Origin of the sequence: Pseudomonas helleri (assembly GCF_045830615.1) — a bacterium.
Lineage (GTDB): Bacteria > Pseudomonadota > Gammaproteobacteria > Pseudomonadales > Pseudomonadaceae > Aquipseudomonas > Aquipseudomonas helleri.
Genome location: NZ_CP174501.1, coordinates 4,211,839 through 4,231,440 on the forward strand (window position 1 = coordinate 4,211,839; position 19,602 = coordinate 4,231,440).

At 56.2% G+C, this 19,602-nt stretch carries 20 protein-coding genes and 1 pseudogene; 8 read left to right on the plus strand and 13 right to left on the minus strand.

What is annotated here, in order from left to right:
- Window positions 1-34 precede the first annotated feature (34 nt).
- Window positions 35-1,243, plus strand: coding sequence for an alanine transaminase (alaC, locus tag ACJJU9_RS18975; RefSeq protein WP_048385420.1), 1,209 nt, complete (start codon window positions 35-37; stop codon window positions 1,241-1,243).
- Window positions 1,244-1,360: 117 nt separating this feature from the next.
- Here the strand turns inward: alaC and ACJJU9_RS18980 are convergent, their stop codons facing one another.
- Together ACJJU9_RS18980 and ACJJU9_RS18985 are read right to left on the minus strand one after the other, a co-directional pair.
- Complete coding sequence (locus tag ACJJU9_RS18980; RefSeq protein ID WP_048367906.1) at window positions 1,361-2,713, minus strand: GntP family permease; 1,353 nt, start codon at window positions 2,711-2,713, stop codon at window positions 1,361-1,363.
- A gap of 85 nt (window positions 2,714-2,798) precedes the next feature.
- On the minus strand, window positions 2,799-3,332 hold the full coding sequence (locus tag ACJJU9_RS18985) for a gluconokinase (RefSeq protein ID WP_048367908.1): 534 nt from the start codon (window positions 3,330-3,332) through the stop codon (window positions 2,799-2,801).
- Window positions 3,333-3,560: 228 nt separating this feature from the next.
- On the opposite strand from ACJJU9_RS18985, the gene ACJJU9_RS18990 reads away from it, so the two are divergent.
- Window positions 3,561-4,592 (plus strand): LacI family DNA-binding transcriptional regulator, encoded by a 1,032-nt coding sequence (locus tag ACJJU9_RS18990; protein ID WP_153433131.1) that lies wholly within the window; start codon window positions 3,561-3,563, stop codon window positions 4,590-4,592.
- A 143-nt stretch (window positions 4,593-4,735) separates the two neighbouring features.
- Window positions 4,736-5,203: a hypothetical protein gene (locus ACJJU9_RS18995; protein ID WP_153336834.1), complete on the plus strand. Its 468-nt coding sequence runs from the start codon at window positions 4,736-4,738 to the stop codon at window positions 5,201-5,203.
- Window positions 5,204-5,347: 144 nt separating this feature from the next.
- Here the strand turns inward: ACJJU9_RS18995 and ACJJU9_RS19000 are convergent, their stop codons facing one another.
- Both ACJJU9_RS19000 and ACJJU9_RS19005 read right to left on the minus strand, forming a co-directional pair.
- Window positions 5,348-5,920, minus strand: a complete 573-nt coding sequence (locus tag ACJJU9_RS19000) for a methyl-accepting chemotaxis protein (protein WP_241486389.1) — start codon at window positions 5,918-5,920, stop codon at window positions 5,348-5,350.
- Window positions 5,900-6,667, minus strand: a pseudogene (locus ACJJU9_RS19005) (PAS domain-containing protein); the annotation flags it as partial. The pseudogene ACJJU9_RS19005 and the gene ACJJU9_RS19000, both read right to left, overlap by 21 nt.
- Window positions 6,668-7,058: 391 nt before the next feature.
- On the opposite strand from ACJJU9_RS19005, the gene ACJJU9_RS19010 reads away from it, so the two are divergent.
- Window positions 7,059-7,511, plus strand: a complete 453-nt coding sequence (locus tag ACJJU9_RS19010) for a GNAT family N-acetyltransferase (protein WP_048385613.1) — start codon at window positions 7,059-7,061, stop codon at window positions 7,509-7,511.
- On the opposite strand, the gene def is transcribed toward ACJJU9_RS19010, so the two are convergent.
- From def to ACJJU9_RS19025, 3 genes are all read right to left on the minus strand, one after another.
- Window positions 7,465-8,004: a peptide deformylase gene (gene def / locus ACJJU9_RS19015; protein WP_048367913.1), complete on the minus strand. Its 540-nt coding sequence runs from the start codon at window positions 8,002-8,004 to the stop codon at window positions 7,465-7,467. The genes ACJJU9_RS19010 and def overlap by 47 nt on opposite strands.
- Before the next feature lie 2 nt (window positions 8,005-8,006).
- A complete protein-coding gene (locus ACJJU9_RS19020; RefSeq protein ID WP_048367914.1) occupies window positions 8,007-8,951 on the minus strand; it encodes a YihY/virulence factor BrkB family protein in 945 nt (314 codons plus the stop codon).
- 178 nt (window positions 8,952-9,129) lie between these two features.
- Entirely contained in the window at window positions 9,130-9,321 is a 192-nt protein-coding gene (locus ACJJU9_RS19025) for a CsbD family protein (protein WP_048367915.1), read from the minus strand.
- A gap of 198 nt (window positions 9,322-9,519) precedes the next feature.
- On the opposite strand from ACJJU9_RS19025, the gene ACJJU9_RS19030 reads away from it, so the two are divergent.
- Entirely contained in the window at window positions 9,520-9,900 is a 381-nt protein-coding gene (locus ACJJU9_RS19030) for a hypothetical protein (protein WP_407729308.1), read from the plus strand.
- Window positions 9,901-10,052: 152 nt separating this feature from the next.
- On the opposite strand, the gene fadD1 is transcribed toward ACJJU9_RS19030, so the two are convergent.
- Complete coding sequence (gene fadD1, locus ACJJU9_RS19035; RefSeq protein WP_048367918.1) at window positions 10,053-11,744, minus strand: long-chain-fatty-acid--CoA ligase FadD1; 1,692 nt, start codon at window positions 11,742-11,744, stop codon at window positions 10,053-10,055.
- 361 nt (window positions 11,745-12,105) lie between these two features.
- Window positions 12,106-13,794, minus strand: a complete 1,689-nt coding sequence (fadD2, locus tag ACJJU9_RS19040) for a long-chain-fatty-acid--CoA ligase FadD2 (RefSeq protein ID WP_273222993.1) — start codon at window positions 13,792-13,794, stop codon at window positions 12,106-12,108.
- 199 nt (window positions 13,795-13,993) lie between these two features.
- On the opposite strand from fadD2, the gene ACJJU9_RS19045 reads away from it, so the two are divergent.
- Both ACJJU9_RS19045 and ACJJU9_RS19050 read left to right on the plus strand, forming a co-directional pair.
- Window positions 13,994-14,938 (plus strand): lysophospholipase, encoded by a 945-nt coding sequence (locus ACJJU9_RS19045; RefSeq protein ID WP_407729309.1) that lies wholly within the window; start codon window positions 13,994-13,996, stop codon window positions 14,936-14,938.
- 76 nt (window positions 14,939-15,014) lie between these two features.
- Entirely contained in the window at window positions 15,015-15,485 is a 471-nt protein-coding gene (locus ACJJU9_RS19050; RefSeq protein ID WP_048367923.1) for a MaoC family dehydratase, read from the plus strand.
- A 49-nt stretch (window positions 15,486-15,534) separates the two neighbouring features.
- On the opposite strand, the gene ACJJU9_RS19055 is transcribed toward ACJJU9_RS19050, so the two are convergent.
- A complete protein-coding gene (locus ACJJU9_RS19055) occupies window positions 15,535-16,002 on the minus strand; it encodes a PA2169 family four-helix-bundle protein (RefSeq protein WP_048367924.1) in 468 nt (155 codons plus the stop codon).
- A gap of 207 nt (window positions 16,003-16,209) precedes the next feature.
- On the opposite strand from ACJJU9_RS19055, the gene ACJJU9_RS19060 reads away from it, so the two are divergent.
- Window positions 16,210-16,446, plus strand: a complete 237-nt coding sequence (locus ACJJU9_RS19060) for a DUF3820 family protein (protein ID WP_048367925.1) — start codon at window positions 16,210-16,212, stop codon at window positions 16,444-16,446.
- A gap of 149 nt (window positions 16,447-16,595) precedes the next feature.
- On the opposite strand, the gene ACJJU9_RS19065 is transcribed toward ACJJU9_RS19060, so the two are convergent.
- Genes ACJJU9_RS19065 through zwf form a run of 3 tightly spaced genes read right to left on the minus strand, consistent with a single transcriptional unit; the run spans window position 16,596 to window position 19,448 of the window.
- Window positions 16,596-17,261, minus strand: a complete 666-nt coding sequence (locus ACJJU9_RS19065) for a bifunctional 4-hydroxy-2-oxoglutarate aldolase/2-dehydro-3-deoxy-phosphogluconate aldolase (RefSeq protein WP_390897356.1) — start codon at window positions 17,259-17,261, stop codon at window positions 16,596-16,598.
- Window positions 17,262-17,278: 17 nt separating this feature from the next.
- The gene (pgl, locus tag ACJJU9_RS19070; RefSeq protein WP_048367927.1) at window positions 17,279-17,992 is read right to left on the minus strand and encodes a 6-phosphogluconolactonase; all 714 of its coding nucleotides are present in this window, start codon (window positions 17,990-17,992) and stop codon (window positions 17,279-17,281) included.
- Window positions 17,979-19,448: a glucose-6-phosphate dehydrogenase gene (zwf, locus tag ACJJU9_RS19075; protein ID WP_048367930.1), complete on the minus strand. Its 1,470-nt coding sequence runs from the start codon at window positions 19,446-19,448 to the stop codon at window positions 17,979-17,981. Before zwf ends, pgl begins: the two co-directional genes overlap by 14 nt.
- Window positions 19,449-19,602: the final 154 nt, after the last annotated feature.

The window sequence follows — 19,602 nt, forward strand, 5'->3', positions numbered from 1 at the left end:
GACGGTTCCGGGCGCTTACGTATCAGAGGCATACATGGCAGACCAAGGTTCGCCGCGCCGCTTTGCGCGCATAGATCGACTCCCCCCTTACGTGTTCAACATCACTGCTGAGCTGAAGATGGCCGCCCGACGTCGTGGCGAAGACATCATCGACTTCAGCATGGGCAACCCTGACGGCCCGACGCCGCCCCATATCGTTGAAAAACTCTGCACTGTCGCACAGCGTGAGGACACTCACGGCTACTCGACTTCGCGTGGCATCCCACGACTGCGCAGGGCTATTTCTCGCTGGTACGCCGATCGCTACAACGTTGAGATCGACCCGGAAAGCGAAGCCATCGTCACCATTGGTTCCAAAGAAGGCCTGGCGCACTTGATGCTCGCCACCCTCGACCAGGGCGACACCGTGCTGGTGCCGAACCCCAGTTATCCGATTCACATCTACGGTGCCGTGATTGCTGGCGCGCAGGTGCGCTCGGTGCCTTTGATTCCGGGCGTGGACTTTTTTGCAGAGCTGGAAAAAGCCATCCGCGGTTCGATCCCGAAACCCAAGATGATGATTCTGGGCTTTCCGTCGAACCCGACGGCGCAGTGCGTCGAACTGGATTTCTTTGAGCGCGTGGTGGCCCTGGCCAAGCAGTATGACGTGCTGGTGGTTCACGACCTGGCCTACGCCGACATCGTCTATGACGGCTGGAAAGCGCCTTCGATCATGCAGGTTCCGGGCGCCAAAGACGTCGCCGTCGAGTTCTTCACCTTGTCCAAAAGCTACAACATGGCGGGCTGGCGCATCGGCTTTATGGTCGGCAACCCGGAACTGGTCAGCGCCCTGGCGCGGATCAAGAGCTACCACGACTACGGCACCTTCACCCCGCTGCAAGTGGCGGCCATTGCCGCACTTGAAGGCGACCAGCAGTGCGTCAAAGACATTGCCGAGCAATACCGCCAGCGTCGTAACGTGTTGGTCAAAGGGCTGCACGAGTTGGGCTGGATGGTCGAAAACCCGAAAGCCTCGATGTACGTCTGGGCCAAGATCCCCAAGGCTTACGCCGAGATGGGCTCGCTGGAGTTTGCCAAGAAACTGCTGGCCGATGCCAAGGTGTGTGTCTCACCGGGCGTAGGCTTTGGTGAGTATGGTGACGACCATGTGCGCTTCGCCCTGATTGAAAACCAGGACCGTATCCGTCAGGCCTTGCGCGGTATCCGCGCGATGTTCCGCGCGGACGGTTTGAGCGCCAGCTGAACAAATACCTGTAGTCGCTGCCGCAGGCTGCGATAAGGGCCGAAGGACCTTCTGCTTTTGAGGGTTGCTACGCAACCCATCGCAGCCTTCGGCAGCGACTACAAGGTTTCACAACGCTTAAACCACCAACGACAACAGCATGATGAAGATCAGGCCGACAACCGAAAGGATGGTTTCCATCGCGGTCCAAGTCTTGAAGGTCTCAACCACGGTCATGTTGAAGTACTGCTTGACCAGCCAGAAACCCGCATCGTTGACGTGCGACAGAATCAACGAGCCTGCGCCCGTTGCCAGCACCAGCAGTTCGCGGTTCACGCCCGGAATCATATCCACCACCGGCAACACAATCCCCGCCCCGGTAATGGTCGCCACGGTTGCCGAACCGGTTGCGATACGAATCACCGCCGCCACCAGCCACGCCAGCAAAATCGGCGAGATATTGGCGTGCACCGCCATATGGCCGATCACATCACCCACGCCGCTGGCCACCAGCATCTGCTTGAAGCCACCGCCCGCGCCAATGATGAACACGATCGCAGCCGTCGGCGCCAGGCTCGCATCGAGCAGTTTGAGCACGCGCTTGGAGTCGATCCCCTGCCGCGCACCAAAGGTGTAGAGCGACAACAGCAACGCCAGCAACAGCGCGCTGATCGGGTGGCCGATCATGTCCATCCAGCCGCGGAAGAAGTTGCCCGTTGGCAATGCCACGTCGGCAAACGTCTTCAGCAACATCAGGAACACCGGCAACAGCACCGTGGCCAGGGTGATGCCAAAGCTCGGCAGGCTGCTGGACTCAGGCTCGCTGGCCAGTTGGTCGACGAGTTCCTGAGACGGGTTGCCCGGTATGTATTTGGAGATGAACGTGCCGTAAATCGGACCGGCAATGATCGCTGTCGGCAGCGCCACGATCAGACCGTACAGGATGGTTTTACCGATATCCGCCCCGAACACGCCAATCGCCAGCAACGGGCCAGGGTGCGGCGGAACCAGACCGTGCACCGCCGACAAACCGGCCAGCAACGGAATACCGATCTTGATCAGCGACACGCCGGTACGCCGCGCCACGATAAAGACCAGCGGAATCAGCAAGACAAAACCGATCTCGAAAAACAGCGGAATGCCGACCAGGAACGCGGCAAACATCATCGCCCACTGCACCCGCTCCTTGCCAAAGGCACGGATCAAGGTGCGGGCAATCTGATCGGCGCCGCCCGAGTCAGCCATCATTTTGCCGAGCATCGTGCCCAGCGCCAAAATGATCCCGACAAAGCCCAGTACGCCACCAAAACCTTCCTGGAACGACTTGAGGATCTGGTCGGTTGGCATACCGGTGGTCAGGCCCAAAAAGGCCGACGCGATAATCAGGGCAATAAAGGGATGTATTTTGAACCGAGTGATCAGCACGATCAGCCCGATGATCGTCACCACTGCATCAAGCAGCAGAAAGGTGTGTTGGGACATGCCTAGCATGGGGCGTCTCCTGCCTTGTTTTTGTTATCAACGACGAATGAACAGCCCGGGGTCAAACAGACAGCGCTGTCTTTTTGAAACAAAATCATGACGTTGCCAGTAAAGAATGTTCACGCCACCACTCATGAGAAGCGAGCGCCAACTGGTCAATGTTCAGGGCCGCCGCATTCAGCGTCAGCACCAAGGGTTCCTTGCTCGGCGATTCGAGCGCCGCAAACTGGCTGTCGATGAGCGTCTTGGGCATAAAGTGCCCCGGGCGATGCGCAACACGGTCAGCGGCCACTTGCGGCGTCAGTTCCAAAAATACGAAACCCAGGCCATCAACGGCGGCACGCAAACGCTCGCGGTAACGCAGTTTAAGCGCCGAACAGGTCAGCACCGGGCGCTGGCCACGGGCAATCGCCGTGCGCAGTTCATCGCACAAGCTGTCCAGCCAACCAGAACGGTCTTCATCGGTCAGGGGAATGCCGGCGCTCATTTTTTCAATGTTGGCCGCCGGGTGAAAGGCATCGCCTTCAATCGGCGTTGCACCATTAAGATGGCACAACGCCTGGCTCACACTGGATTTGCCGCAGCCGGCAACACCCATGATGACCAGGGCAGTGATAGGTTGGTTCATGAAACACCTCAGTCCGTAGACAGCGCTGTCTTAGTCAAAGCGTTCACTAGCTGAAAGCAAAGCACAAAGACCAGGCTACCGACGTCTATTTCTCATTTTTATGGGGAGACGCCGTGACGCTCTCGACATACAAAGATCTTGAATAATCCCACAGACAATTAGGCAATTGCCGACAGACAAGGACAGCGCTACCTTAGTGACTTGTTTTTTGTTTGGCAAGCCGCCCTGATGACCTCCTCTAAAAACGATAAAAACCCCCGTACCACGGGCCGCCCGACCCTTAATGAAGTCGCCCGACTGGCGGGTGTCAGCCCGATTACCGCCTCCCGCGCCTTGCGCGGTATCAGCAGCGTGGCCACAGAGCTGGCCGAAAAAGTACGCCAGGCTGCCGACGAACTGAACTACGTGGTCAACCCTGCCGCTCGGGCACTGGCCTCGGCGCAAAGCCACTCGGTAGTGGTGCTGGTGCCCTCGTTATCCAACTTGCTGTTTATCGACACCCTCGAAGCCATCCACGAGGTCTTGCGCCCCAAAGGTTTTGAAGTGCTGATCGGTAACTATCACTACTCCCGCGAGGAAGAAGAAAACCTGCTGCGCAACTACATGGCGTACCAGCCGCGCGGCCTGTTGCTGACCGGCTTTGACCGCACTGAAAGCTCACGGCGCATGCTTGAAGCGAGTAATACACCTTGTGTGTACATGATGGAACTGGATGCCGGTGCTGGCCTTAATTGCGTTGGGTTCTCGCAGTTAAAAGCCGGTGAAACAGCAGCCCAGCACTTGATCTCACGCGGGCGTCGACACCTTGCCTACATCGGCGCACAACTCGACCAACGCACGCTCTTGCGCGGCGAAGGTTATCGCCGCGCCTTGCAGGAGGCCGGGCTGTACAACCCGGACCTGGAGGTGCTGACACCACGCCCTTCTTCCGTGGGCCTGGGCGGCGAGCTGTTCTTACAGCTGCTGGCCACTCACCCTCACGTGGACGCGATCTTTTTTGGTAACGACGACCTTGCCCACGGCGCCTTGCTCGAAGCCGCCCGCATCGGGATTAAAATCCCGGAGCAAATTTCCATTCTGGGCTTCAACGACCTGCCTTCTTCCGAGTTTATGGTCCCGCGCCTGAGCAGCATTCGTACGCCACGAGAAGCCATTGGCCGTCGCGCCGCAGAGCAGATGCTCACATTGATGGCGGGCAACAAGGTGCAACAGCCGGTGCAAGACATGGGCTTTGAGTTGATGCTGCGCGAAAGCACCTGAGTTCGCCGCCGAGCGGCAAGAATTGTCCGCTCGCGCTGCCCCCTCCACCCTCGCCCAGCCTGCGGCCCTTTAAAAATGGGTGATTGCGACTGGGCACGGTTATTGCCCTGCTAATAGTCATCACCTTTTAGAGGGGCACATTCATGTTGATCAACACGCAGCATACGTCTGCAATTCAAAAGACCCAGCGCACCGACCTCGACCCGGCGAACGCTGCCGCCAGCGCGTTGTACAGCGCGGCCCAGCAGAATGCTCAGCCACTGACCAACCTCCAGGCAACCCCGGCATCCGTGGCCGGGAATGCGCAAGCGGATAACGTCAACGCGGCTTTCGCCAAAACCCGCGTCATGCTGCAGGCCAGTGCTTCAAGCACCGGCACGGCGACCAAGACCTCGGCCACCGACGAGTTCAAGGACTACATGAGCAAGTCACCGGCGCAACGGATTCGCGAGCAATTGCTCAAGGAAATGGGCCTGACGGAAGACGATTTTAAAGCCATGCCGCCCGAGAAGCAGCAAGCGATTACAGACCAGATCACCGCGCTCATGCAGCAAAAAGAAGCGATCAAACAGGCTGCCGCCCAGCAGCAGGTTGCTGAGAAGCAGGTGTAATCGAGTAGTAGCGTGAACGCGAAACCTGTAGGAGCCGAGCTTGCTCGCGATCTTTTGATCTTGCTCTGCAACCCGGCACTGCGCCGGGTTGGCCGCCAAACTCAGCCTTCGTGACTCGTCAGCGACCACAGGTTTTTTGCAGACTTAACTGATCTGCAACGTCGAATTGAACTGGCTGATGGCGTCGACCACATGCCGGGAGCCCTGCTGGATCTCCAGAATCGCCTCCCCCGCCTCATTGGCCAGTGAAACCCCCAGCCCGGTTCGGCTCAAGCTCGATTGCATGCTGTTTACCGCGCTCAACGACAGGTCATGGTTTTTACGCACCACCTCGACAATTTCAATGGTTGCCGCACTGGTGCGCGCCGCCAGGCTCCTGACCTCGTCAGCCACCACCGCAAACCCACGCCCGTGCTCTCCGGCCCTGGCCGCTTCAATGGCCGCATTGAGTGCCAGCAGGTTGGTTTGATCGGCAATGCCGCGAATGGTCTGGACGATTTTGCCGATGATTTCCGACTGCTTGCTGACCGCATCGATACTGCTCGCGGCCTCGTTGAGGTCTTTGGAAATGGCCTCGATGGTTTGCACCGTTTGCTGAACCACTTGCGAACCTTTCTGCGCGCACGCGTCGTTTTGCACTGACGTCGCGTGGGCCGATTCAGCGGCGGTTTGCAGGTTGCTGACTTGTGCGGTGATGTCGCTGGCAAACTTCACCACTTTATACAGGCGGCCTTTGGCATCGAATATCGGGTTGTAGGAAGCCTCCAGAAAAACCGTGTGGCCATATTTATCGACTCGTTCGAAACGTCTGGAATGGTATTCACCGCGATTAAGCGACTCCCAAAAGGCTTTGTACTCGGCGGACTCGGCTTCGCTGCGGCGGCAGAACATGCTGTGGTGCTGGCCTACGATCTCTTGCAACGAATAATGCACAGTGTTGAGAAAGTTCTGATTGGCATTGATAACCCGGCCATCAGGGGAAAACTCAATCATGGCCATGGAGCGGCTTAAGGCGTTCACGATGCTCTGGTTTTCGTGTTCTTTATTGACCCGGTCGGTGATGTCGGCCGCCACTTTCATCACACTGAGCACCTGCCCGCTGGCATCGGTGATCGGCATGTAGCTGGCCTCTAGCCAGATTTCACGCCCTGCTTTGTCGAGCCGGGTGAACGTCCCGCTCAGCGGTGCACCACTGGCCAGGGTCTTCCAGAATTGCGCGTATTCAATGCCGCGCTGGTAAGCGTCTTCGCAAAAAATCCGGTGATGCTTGCCGCGAATCTCGTCGACGGTATAACCCATCACCCGGCAAAAATTGTCATTGGCCTCAAGAATGATCCCTTCAGGGGTGAACTCGATGATGGCCATTGAACGACTGACGGCCAATGCCTTGGCCTTCATGTCCTCCAAAGAACAACTTAAGCGCTGATTCTCGAGCAGGTCGGCTTTACGACGCGAATTAAACATGACTCAACCCCTGATGATGCTTTCTTGTGATGATGTGTAATTTTCAAGGCACAACAAAACCTCAGCCCATGTAACGCTTGCTGTTTGCATTACAACGAATCAGGGGAAAAGCCACTTCATATTCGGGCCCCTATGGTCCCAAGCATAGACAGGCCTAAACAGGGTGCAAGCAAATTGCCAGCAAGGGGCGACGAAACGCACAGCACGGGCTGCACGCATCTGCTCGATTCAGTTAGCTGGCTAACTTATGTTTAAAGGTGAATATTCAAAAAAGCTCGCAAAGTGCACTTTCCAATGACCAATAAACACTCAAACGAATACAAATCGAGAGACTTAAATGATTCAGCGCTGTGTATATACTGCGCGATTATTTTTAACGCCCGTGGACGACATGACCGCCATTGTTTACGCCCCGCTCGAAGCGCCATTGTGGCCATTAATGAACAAGTTTTACCGCGCGCATCAGTCGTCGATGAAGGCCAGTAAAGACGCACAACTGTGGGTTGCACGTCAGCAAGACATCATTGGCGGGTTGTGCCTGCGCTCAATGGCTCATGGTTATTGGCTGACCGGGTTATTTGTTGCGCCCGCGCTGCGTGGGCAAGGGGTTGCCGGGGCATTGGTGAAGGCGTCGGTGGCCGCCTGCGAGGGGCCGGTGTGGCTGTTCTGCGACCCCGAGTTGCAAGGCTTTTATGAAGGGCTGGGGTTTAGCGTAGAAGTCGACTTGCCCTATGTGTTGCATGAGCGGCTGGTTCGCTATCAACGCAATAAAGCGATGATAGCGATGGGCCTTGAGCCTACTCTTGCGTGCCCGGCGCCAGCTCCGGGAACAACACCTCAATAAAGCCGAACTTGCTGAAGTCCTTGATGCGTGACGGGTACAGACGGCCGATCAGGTGATCACACTCGTGCTGCACCACGCGCGCATGAAAGCCATCAGCAACGCGTACGACGGGATCACCCTTGGGGTCAAAACCTTCGTAACGGATCTTCTCGAAGCGCTCGACCACACCGCGCAGCCCTGGCACTGACAAGCAGCCTTCCCAGTCTTCTTCAACCGCAGGGCTCAAGGGCGTGATCAGCGGGTTGATCAAGATGGTTTGCGGCACGGGTTCGGCGTCCGGGTAACGTTCACTGTGTTCGAAGCCAAAGATCACCAGTTGCAAATCAACGCCAATTTGCGGAGCCGCCAGCCCTACGCCCCCGGCGTGCTCCATGGTCTGCAACATGTCGTCGATCAACTGCCACAGCTCTGGCGTATCAAACATCTCGGGAGGCACTGGCTTGGCAACTCGCAGCAGGCGCTCATCACCCATTTTCAAAATTTCACGAATCATAATCAGGCTTCATCTGAAGTGGATTTAAGGGAGTGGTCGCGCCCAAGCCCGGACACATGCGGTGTGTCGTCGGACTCTTCGAAGGTTTTCTCACCCGGATCTTTGCCTTCAGCTGACATGTGCTCGATAACAGCGTTCATTTCAGCCCCCAACAACAATACGGCTGACGAAATATAGAAATACAGCAACAGCACAATGATCGCCCCGATGCTGCCATACATCGCGTTGTAATCGGCGAAGGTTTTCACATAAAACGCAAAACCCAACGACGCAGCGATCCACACCACCACGGCCAACACCGAGCCTGGCGTAATAAAACGAAACTTCTGCTCAACGTCAGGCATCACGTAATAAATGACCGCCACCGCCACCATCATCAGCAGGATGATCACCGGCCAGCGCAGGATGGTCCACAACGTGACCACGAACTCCTCAAGCCCCACCTGCCCCGCCAGCCAGCCCATCACTTGCGGCCCAAGCACCATCAACGCGGCAGCAGCCAGGAGCATCCCGGCAATGCCGATAGTGTAGAAAATCGACAGCGGAAAACGCTTCCAGATTGGCCGCCCTTCCACCACATCGTAGGCGGCGTTCATGGCACTCATCATCAAGCGCACGCCCGCCGAAGCGGTCCACAGCGCGACGACAATACCGAAAGACAGCAAGCCACCCTTCGATTGCTCCAACTGGTCAATCACCGGGTTTACCTGCTCCAGCGCTTGTGGCGGCAGGACCAGTTCGGACTGCAAACGCAGCCAGCTGAAAAAGTCGGGTAAATGCAAAAAGCCGATCAGTGCAATCAGAAACAGGATGAACGGGAACAGCGAGAAGAGCATTTGATAGGCCAAAGCCGAAGCATAGGTCGACATTTCATCGTCGATAAATTCTTTGACCGTACGCACCAACACTTTGCCTAACGGCAGGCCATTCAAGACCGGAAAAATCATAGCGTCTCCTTTCGCCGCTTATAAATTGAGTTCGACACACCCTCTGCAACGGGTTCAGTACGGGGGTTTTACCTCAAAAGTAGTTCAAATGGCGACTTTGGAAATACTTAACCGCAAAACCCATAAAAACGGCCACCTCAAGGATGGCCGTTTTCAGGGCAAGTGACGAAGTACCCGATTACGCTTTATCGACGGTGTTCTTCACTGCATCTTTGGCTTTACCGACAGTCTGCTGCGCTTCGCCCTTCAGTTCCTGGGCTTTGCCTTCTGCGCGCAGCTTGTCGTTGTCGGTGGCTTTACCCACCGCTTGTTTGACATTGCCTACTGCTTCGTTCGCCATGCCTTTGATCTTATCGCCAGTGCTGCTCATGGGATTTCTCCTAGTGAAAGTTCGGATGTCATTCTCGACATCTAGGTTGACCCGCAGACGTCGAGCAGAGTTTCATTTATTTTCTGTGGCTCATTTCGTCGCGCAGCGCAGGTTGAGCTTTATGTTTGCCCGCTAACCCCTGAGAATGCGCAACGTATTCAGGCTATGGCGCTGAAGATCCGCAATTGTAGGAAGGTTATGAAACTCGATAAAAAGCAGGCCATCGCCCGCAGAAACCAGGAACTTGGCGGCGCGGTGCTGGGCATCAACAACTGCCATCTCGCTACGCTGAACACCAACAAGAACATTTGGTGGTTCGATATTCCTTTGGCCCGCCTGGCCATTGGTCAATACGAATGGGTGCACCTGCTGTTGCACACCCCGAGCACCGATGAGTTGCTGCATTTGAAGGTCACTACCGCTTTCCTGCGTGAAAAACGCGAAGGCATGGTGGTCCGCGCGACGCACAAACGCACGCCGACCATGAGCCTTGAACTGAGCGCAGACAAAGACTCCTTCCTGCAGGACGTGCGTCCGACAGGCACCGGCGTCAATTTCGCGCAGTTCCTGCAGAAGTAATTGAGTTCACCCCTCTGTAGGAGCGAGCTTGTCTCGCGATCTGTTTAAAAGATCAAAAGATCGCGAGACAAGCTCGCTCCTACAGAGGGTGTGTAGCCGCTGCAAAAACAACAAAGCCCCGCAATGCGGGGCTTTGTTGTGTCTGGGCGAGGTTACTTTTTGAGGCCCAGTTTTTTCAGCTCTTCATCGCGCAATTCGCGACGCAAGATTTTGCCCACGTTGGTCGTTGGCAGGCTCTCACGGAACTCGATGATCTTGGGTGCTTTGTAAGCCGTCAGGTTGGCCCGCATGTGCGCCATGACCTGTTCTTTGGTCAGGGTCATGCCCGGCTTGACCACGATGAAGACCTTGATCAGTTCACCGGTTTTTTCATCCGGAATACCAATCGCCGCCGACTGCAAAACACCTGGCAACGAGGCCATGACGTCTTCCAGCTCGTTCGGGTACACGTTGAAGCCCGACACCAGGATCATGTCTTTTTTGCGGTCAACGATGCGCATATAGCCATCCGGCTGAATCACCGCAATGTCACCGGACTTCAACCAGCCATCGCTGTCCATGATTTCGGCGGTGGCGTCAGGGCGCTCCCAGTAGCCTTTCATGACCTGCGGGCCTTTGATGCACAGCTCGCCAATTTCACCCAACGGCAACTCTTCGCCCGCATCGTTGATGACTTTGCACAAGGTAGAAGGCATCGGGATCCCGATGGTGCCCACCTGGATGTTCTGGATCGGGTTGACCGACGCCACCGGGCTGGTTTCGGTCATGCCGTAGCCTTCGCAGATAGGCGAACCGGTCACGGTCTTCCAGCGCTCAGCCACTGACAATTGCAACGCCATACCGCCCGACAAGGTGACCTTGAGGTGCGAAAAGTCCAGCTTGCGGAAAGCCTCGCTGTTACACAGAGCAATAAACAAGGTGTTGAGCCCGACAAAGCCGGAGAACTTCCACTTCGACAGCTCTTTAACCATCGCCGGCAGATCGCGCGGGTTGCTGATCAGGATGTTGTGGTTGCCCAGCAACATCATCGCCATGCAATGGAAGGTAAACGCGTAGATGTGGTACAGCGGCAACGGGGTGATGAGGATCTCGCTGCCTTCATTGAGGTTGGAGCCCATCAGCGCTTTGCACTGCAACATGTTGGCGATCAGGTTGCGGTGGGACAGCATCGCGCCCTTGGCCACGCCGGTGGTACCGCCGGTGTATTGAAGCACCGCGACATCACTGCTGATCGGGTTGGCTTCCTTGACGGGCTGGCCATGACCTTTGCTGAGGATGTCGTTGAACTTGATGGCGTTCGGCAAGTGGTACGCCGGGACCATTTTTTTCACGTACTTGATGACGCTGTTGATCAGCACACGCTTGAACGGCGACAGCATGTCGGCCACTTCGGTGACGATCACATACTTGACCGAGGTCTGCGGCACGACCTTTTCGGCCAGGTGCGCCATGTTGGCCAGGCACACCAACGCCTTGGCGCCGGAGTCATTGAACTGGTGTTCCATTTCCCGCGCGGTGTACAGCGGGTTGGTGTTGACCACGATCAAACCGGCGCGGATGGCTCCGAACACAGCAATCGGGTATTGCAACAGGTTGGGCAGTTGTACGGCGATACGGTCGCCAGGTTGCAAGTCGGTGTGCTGTTGCAACCAGGCAGCAAAGGCGCCTGACAGCTCGTAAAGCTCACCGTAGGTGATGGTTTTGCCGAGGTTAGTGAAGGCCGGCTTATCGGCGAAACGTTGGCAAGATTGGCGCAATACCGTCTGAATATTTGGGTATTCGTCAGGATTGATTTCAGCAGCAATCCCAGCTGGGTACTTATCCTTCCAAAAGTCTTCAATCATGGAAGCCCACTCCTCAGCGTCGCGAATTCTTCACCGCATTTGATGCGGTTATTATTTGTTTGATTTTTGTAATGGTAATTCTGGCTTTTTTACTTACCGAGAAGTCACAAAGCGCGCCGAGAGTAGCAGCTTTGCCAGAGGCCGCCTAGAGCCAAAAAAGGCCCTTAGCGTCACTTTTCTGACTGTCCTACAATCCTAAGTCACCATTAGAGCCATAACTCTATTTTTGTCAAAACCCGTCTAAACAAGGGCTTACAGCGCCATCAACGGCCTTTTCAAGACGCGACCCGGTTGATTTAAGGCTCAATAAAAAAGCCCGCGTGCCAAAGGCACACGGGCATTTGTCGCCTGACTGAACGAATCAGACGGTATCTCGTAACTCGCGGCGCAGGATCTTGCCCACCGGCGTCATGGGCAATGAATCCCGAACCACAATCTGCTTGGGCACTTTGTAGCCGGTGAAATTGTCTTTGCAGTACGCCTTGAGCTCTTCAACACTCACCCCGCCGGCACGCGGCACCACGAACAATTTGACGGCTTCGCCTGTCCGTTCGTCGGGTACTCCGATAACGGCACAGTTCGCCACCTTTGGGTGAGCCATCACGATGTCTTCGATTTCGTTGGGGTACACATTGAAACCCGAGACGATGATCAGGTCTTTTTTACGGTCAACGATGCGCACATACCCATCGGGATCAATCACCGCGATATCGCCGGTTTTGAACCAGCCCTCGGCATCCAGCACCTCGGCCGTGGCCTCGGGGTTTTTCCAGTAGCCTTTCATGACCTGCGGGCCTTTGACACACAGTTCGCCGCGCTCCCCCAGCCCCAATTCAGCCCCGTCATCGCTGATGACTTTCATGAGCGTGCCCGGCACCGGCATGCCCACTGTGCCCAGCCGGGCAAACCCGCCGTAAGGGTTGGCACTGGCAACCGGCGACGTTTCGGTCAGGCCGTAGCCCTCGACGATGCGGCAACCGGTGAGTTTTTCCCAACGCTCAGCGGTGGCCTTGACCAGCGCCGTGCCGCCCGAGTTGGTGAGTTTGAGTGAGGAGAAATCCAGGGTCTTAAATTCCGGGTGATCCATGAGTGCCACAAACAGAGTGTTCAGGCCCAAAAATGCAGTGAACCGCCAGTTTTTAAGCTCCTTGATAAAGCCTGCGATGTCACGCGGGTTGGTGATCAGGATGTTGTGGTTGCCGGTCACCATCATGCACATGCAATTCGCGGTGAACGCATAGATATGGTAGAGCGGCAACGGCGCCACCATGATTTCCTGGCCTTCCTTGAGCAGCGGCAAACCATCTTCGGCATGCTGGGACAAGCAACCACGAATCTGCTGCATGTTGGCTACCAGATTGCCATGGGTGAGCATGGCGCCTTTGGGCAAACCCGTGGTGCCGCCGGTGTATTGCAGCACAGCTATGTCGTCCAGCCTGACTTGCAGCGACCGCAACGGATGCCCTGCTCCCTGCTGCAACACCTGCTTAAAAGGGATGGCCTGCGGCAACCGGTAGGACGGCACGAGCTTTTTAACCTTGTCGACCACCAGGTTAGTGACCCAGCCTTTGACGGTGGGCATCAGGTCGCCCATTTTTGCTTCGATCAGGTATTCGATTTCGGTGTCCTCGAGCACCTCCTGCACGCGCTTGCCAAACATGTTCAGGTAGACCAATGCACGTATGCCCGCACTCTTGAACTGATGGCGCATTTCACGCGAGGTGTACAACGGGTTAGTGTTGACCACCACCAGGCCCGCACGCAATGCACCAAACACCGCAATCGGGTACTGCAGGATATTGGGCATTTGTACCGCGATGCGATCACCGGGCACCAGGTTGGTGTGCTGCTGCAAATAACCGGCAAACGCCGCGCTATGACGATCAAGCTCGGCATAGGTCAGGGTGACCCCGAGGTTACTGAAGGCAGGCCGGTCTGCAAATTTTTTGCAGGAGCGCTCAAAGACATCCACCACTGAGGTGAAGGCAGTCATATCAATGTCCAGCGGTACGCCTGCGGGACGTTTGTCGTTCCAGAAATCAGGATGCATTGTTTTTATCCTCTTACCTGAGCATGTCTGGCTGCATCGTGGTGCAGTAAAAGCACAGCATCCGGACGTTAACAGTTATCAAGTAGTAGGCAAATAAGGCGATCTTCGCCATTTACATCTTGAATCTTATTACTGTGATTTCGCCTGTGGTGCCGTTAATGCGCTATACAGTGCTACGACACCGTGTAAAGGAACTGCCATGAACCCACACACCTTTTGGCTGGAGACGAATGACCGCACAGGGCTTTTCGTGCACCAGTGGCTGCCTGAAGGTAAGCCCAAGGCGATTGTCTTGCTGGCCCATGGCATGGCCGAGCACAGTGGGCGCTATTCACGTTTGGGCCAGGCCTTGAGTGAGGCCGGTTTTGGGCTGTATGCCCACGACCAGCGCGGGCATGGCAAGACGGCAGAACGCGGCACGCTGGGCTATTACGCCGATGAAGACGGCTGGTGCGCCGTAGTCAGCGATGTGGCGACCCTTAACCGCCACATTGGCCAGATTCACCCCGGCACACCCGTGTTTATTCTCGGTCACAGCATGGGCAGCTACATCGCCCAGGCGTACTTGCTGCATCACAGTGCCAGCGTACAGGGTGCGATTCTCAGCGCTTCGAATTTTCAGCCGGTGGCGCTGTATCGCAGCGCCAGCCTGATTGCCCGTTTCGAACGCTGGCGCCAGGGGCCTAAAGGTCGCAGCGCGCTGATCGAGTGGCTGTCGTTCGGCTCATTCAATAAAGCCTTCAAGCCCAATCGCACACGTTATGACTGGCTGAGCCGCGATCCGGTCGAGGTCGACGCCTACGCCAATGACCCGTTGTGCGGTTTTAGGTGCACCAATCAGTTGTGGGTCGACCTGCTCGGTGGCTTGCAGCAAATCAGCAAAGCGTCCAATCTCGTCCAGATTGACTCTTCACTTCCGGTTTTGGTTATCGGCGGCACCTGTGACCCGGTCAATGAAGGCAAGCGTCTGGTAGATCTGAGCGACGCTTTGCGCAAAGCGGGTATTCAACAGGTGCAACTCAACCTGTACCCCCACGCGCGTCATGAGCTATTTAATGAAACCAACCGCGACGATGTGACGGCTGATGTCATCGCATGGCTGAATCAGGCGCTAAGCTGTTCACGCCCGCCGCGCAGCGAATAATCGAACCACCCATTTTAGAAAAAGACTTTAAAATCAAAACTTTGAAACTAAACACCCGTCACAGGACATGCGCTAGATGACCCAGGTTACCAACACCCCGTACGAAGCCCTCGAAGTCGGCCAGACTGCCAGCTACAGCAAAACCGTCGAAGAGCGTGATATTCAGCTTTTTGCGGCCATGTCTGGTGACCACAACCCGGTGCACCTCGACCCTGAATTTGCCGCAGCCACCATGTTCAAAGAGCGCATTGCCCACGGCATGTTCAGTGGTGCACTGATCAGCGCTGCCGTAGCGTGCGAGCTGCCTGGCCCGGGCACTATTTATGTTGGCCAGCAAATGAGTTTTCAGAAGCCGGTCAAAATCGGCGACACCCTGACCGTGCGTCTGGAGATTCTGGAAAAGCTGCCAAAGTTTCGCGTGCGCATTGCCACTCGTGTATTCAACCAACGCGAAGAAATCGTGGTCGACGGCGAAGCCGAGATCATTGCGCCACGCAAGCAACAAACCGTGAACCTGCCGGTGTTGCCAGCCATCAGCATTGGCTAACCCATAAAAAAACGCCGGCTAGCCGGCGTTTTTTTATTACATCACGTACTTACGCACGGGCACGCGCCTGGTTACGCAGTGCTTTAACCTGGTCGTGGTTGCGCTGTACGTTCAAGTACTGGCGCTCAACCACATCACGGATGCCGACCAGATTGTGCTTGGAGATTTTCTCCAGCGCTTCTTTATAAGCTTTCAGCGCATGGTCTTCACCGCGCTCGGCTTCGTTGAGCACAGCCTCTTCACCTTTGCCGGTAAAGATCGACTTAACGTCGACCCAACGACGGTGCAGGTCACCGGCTACGCTGGTGCTGGTTTCCGGGTCACCGCCAAGCTTGCGCACTTCGGCCTGAAGCTCAGCTGCGGCCGTGCCGCAATCTGCAGAACGCTTTACAAACAGCGCTTTGAGCTCAGGGTTCTTGATATCTTCGGCGCAGGTCTTGAAGCCTTCCTGGCCATCTTTGCTGGTTTCGATCAGGTCGTTCAGGACAGAGATGGCTTCTTTATTAAGGTCAGTCATTTTTCAATTCCTTGCTGAGTTGAGGATCGTGCAATAGAGATTGCAGTCCTCGTGCCAGCTTTTTAATAAAAATAAAACCTTATAAATCAATAAGTTATCTAATTATAGAAAATCAGCTTCCGGCTGTTTTGCATGATCTGTCAATTGGCCTGCATGCAAAATGCCTGTATTTTCCACCCTGTTGCTGCACGCACTGAAGGCCCAGGAATGAACCCCGAAAAACTCGAACTGCTGATTACCCACGAAATGCCCTTCGGCAAATACAAAGGCCGAATCATCGCCGACCTGCCGGGGCAGTACCTGAACTGGTTTGCCCGCGAAGGCTTCCCCAAAGGTGAGCTGGGTGGTTTATTGGCGTTGATGCAAGAGATCGATCACAACGGCCTCTCGGACCTGCTGGACCCGTTGCGGGCCAAACATGGCAAGCCCAAGCCACGGCATTAACGCCACAAATCCTGTAGGAGCGAGCTTGCCTCGCGATCTTTTGATCTTGATCCGAAAGGCTATAAGTCCCCAATCGACAGGCAAAAAAAAGGTGCGCCGACCAAGCGCACCAAAAACCGTAGAACACACAACAATTCGTTACAAGGTCATCAATCCAGCAGTGCCAGTGCTTCGGCGGTGCATTCTTGAATGCGCGCCCAATCACCGTTTTTGATCCACTCGCTGTCGAGCATCCAGCTACCGCCCACGCACATGACATTTTTCAACGCCATGTAGTTGCGGATGTTCGCCGGGCCTACGCCGCCGGTCGGGCAGAATTTCACTTCGCCAAACGGACCGCCCAGCGCCTTGATGGCGGCGACGCCACCACTGACTTCAGCCGGGAACAGCTTGAATCGGCGATAACCCAAGCCATAGCCTTCCATGATGCCGGAAGCGTTGCTGATGCCCGGCAGCAGCGGGATATCGCTGGCCACGCTTGCTTCGAGCAGATCACGGGTAATGCCCGGCGTGACGATAAATTGCGAACCGGCTTCTTCGGCAGCCGCCAGCATGTGGCGATCCAGAATGGTGCCAGCACCGGTCACCAGCTCAGGGCGCTGATCACGCAGTACGCGGATGGCTTCCAGGCCGAACTCTGAACGCAAGGTGACTTCCAGGGCTGTCAGGCCACCTGCCGCCAGCGCATCGGCCAACGGCAAAATGTCCTGCTTACGCGCAATGGTAATCACCGGCAAAATGCGCGCCTTGGCGCACAAATCGTCGATCAGGGCGACTTTTTGCGCCATCGAGACGTTGGCAATGCGTGTTGTCATGGCAGCTGATCCTTGGCTCATGGGCACCAGTAAATCTCTAACGTAGGTTGCAGAAAGGCACGAATCGGCAAGGCGGCAATGTCGGTGCCTCCCAGCGCATCGTTGAGGGTGTTCAATTTGCCCTGCCCGCTAATCGACAGGACCTTGTTTTTTGCGCTCGCCAACAGACTGCGGCTCATGCTCAAACGCTGATGCGGCACAGTCGGCGCCAGCATCGGCCAGCAGCGACGGGGGTTGTCCAGCGTCAACGCTTCGGCCAGGTTCGGGCTGTTCGGGAACAACGACGCGGTATGCCCGTCATCGCCCATGCCCAGAATCAGCACGTCAATCGGCGGCAGCTCGGCCAAGGCTCGATCGGCCTGTTCTGCGGCGTCTTCAAGATTGGCAGCAACGTTGTACAAGCCCACAAAGCGCGCTTTGGCAGCCGGGCCCTGAAGCAAATGTTTTTTCAGCAAACCGGCATTGCTGTCGGCGTGCTCTACCGGCACCCAGCGCTCGTCAGCCAGGCTGACGACCACTTTCGACCAGTCGAGCGGTTGTTTGATCAAGCTCTGGAAAAACGCCACCGGGCTACGACCGCCGGAAACCACCAGCGTTGCAGTACCTTGCGCCTGAATGGCGTCATTCAGTTGCCCGGCCACCTTAATGGCCAGCCCTTCGGCCAGTACCGCCGGGTTTTTGAAGGTGTGCGCAGTGACACCTTCGGGCAGTTTCAAATCAGATATCGCCATACCAAGACCTCCCGTCTCGTGTAATCAGTGCAATGGAGCTCATCGGCCCCCAGGAGCCCGCCGCGTAAGGCTTGGGCACATCACCGGACTTTTTCCAGCCGGCGATCAACTGGTCGCACCACTTCCACGCCGCTTCGATTTCATCTTTGCGTACGAACAGGTTCTGGTTGCCGCGCATCACTTCGAGCAACAAACGCTCGTAAGCGTCCGGTACCCGCGCGCTGTGATACGTGTCGGAAAAATTCAATTGCAACGGGCCGCTGCGCAGGTGCATGCCTTTGTCCAGGCCTTGGTCCTTGGTCATCACCCGCAGGGAAATGCCTTCGTCCGGCTGCAAGCGAATGATCAGCTTGTTGCCGATTTGCAGGCGCTGCTCAGGAGCGAAGATGTAGTGCGACGGCTCCTTGAAGTGAATGACGATCTGCGACAGCTTTTGCGGCATGCGCTTGCCGGTACGCAGGTAAAACGGCACACCGGCCCAACGCCAGTTACGAATATCTGCACGCAGGGCGACGAAGGTTTCGGTGTCGCTCTGGGTGTTGGAGTTTTCTTCTTCCAGGTAGCCCGGCACCGACTGGCCTTCGCTGTAGCCGGCGATGTACTGACCGCGTACCACCTGGGTGGTCAGGCCTTCGGCGCTGATCGGCGCCAGGGCCTTGAGCACTTTGACTTTCTCGTCACGGATGCTGTCTGCCGACAAGTCCGCAGGCGGGTCCATGGCGATCAGGCAGAGCAACTGCAACAAGTGGTTTTGAATCATGTCGCGCAGTTGGCCAGCCTTGTCGAAGTAACCCCAACGGCCCTCAATGCCGACCTTCTCGGCCACGGTGATTTCCACGTGGGAGATGTAGCGTTGATTCCACTGGGTTTCGAACAGGCTGTTGGCAAAGCGCAGGGCAATCAGGTTTTGAACGGTTTCTTTGCCCAAGTAGTGGTCGATGCGGTACACGCGGTTCTCGGGGAAGAACTGCGCCACGGCGTCGTTAACCTTGCGCGAAGACTCAAGGTCCGAACCGATCGGCTTTTCCAGCACCACACGGGCGTTGTCAGCCAGACCGACTTTGGACAGGTTTTCGCAAATGGCGCCGTAGACCGCTGCCGGGGTGGCGAAGTAAGCGATGACTCGCTGTTCGGTCCCCGCCAGTTCGGCCAGCGGCACGTAATCTTCGGTCTTGAGAAAATCCACATGCAGGTAGCTCAAGCGCGCCAAAAAGCGCGTGAGCACGTCATCTTCGATTTCCTTGGCACCGACATACTGACGTAGCTGACTGTCGATATGCGCCAAGTGGCTCAGTGCATCGCCGGGCTCACGGGCCAGCGCCAGAATGCGCGTGTCGGCATGCAGCAAGCCGGCACGGTCCAGTTGATATAAGGCAGGGAACAGTTTGCGCAAGGCCAGATCGCCCAGGGCGCCGAACAAGGCAAAGGTGCACGGTTCAACCGTAATCGAAGGCATGATGTTTGTTCTTTTATCAAGTTAAGCTACAAATACCTTTTTTCAAGGCATCACTCAAGGAAAAATGTAGTAATAAACACAACATTTTCTCTAAATACAGATTCCCGCTAGTGGTCATCTCAGGCCACCAGTAGGATAGGCCACCTCACGAACC